This is a genomic window from Bradyrhizobium cosmicum, from assembly GCF_032290525.1.
In the GTDB taxonomy this organism is placed as follows: Bacteria; Pseudomonadota; Alphaproteobacteria; order Rhizobiales; family Xanthobacteraceae; genus Bradyrhizobium; species Bradyrhizobium cosmicum_A.
The window spans coordinates 1-248 of record NZ_JASXTA010000459.1; the positions used below are offsets into that span (position 1 = coordinate 1).

Here is a 248-nt window from a genome sequence, read left to right on the forward strand (position 1 = left end):
GTGCAAGGACATCGACGAGCGGGTGAACGCCTTCCTCAAGCGCCCCCTTGCCGGCGACTGGCCCTATCTGTGGCTCGACGCCACCTACTTGAAGGTGCGCGAGGGCGGGCGCATCGTCTCGGTGGCGGCAATAATCGCAGTGGCCGTCAACACGGACGGAAAGCGCGAGATCGTCGGCCTGCACATCGGCCCTTCCGAGGCCGAGCCGTTCTGGACGAGTTTCCTGCGCGATCTGGTGCGTCGTGGGC

General features: G+C 66.1%; 1 protein-coding gene. It reads left to right on the forward strand.

What is annotated here, in order from left to right; all coding sequences use genetic code 11:
* Positions 1-248 (forward strand): transposase (locus tag QSV46_RS40555; RefSeq protein ID WP_314964349.1); only part of this gene is annotated, 248 nt, incomplete at both ends.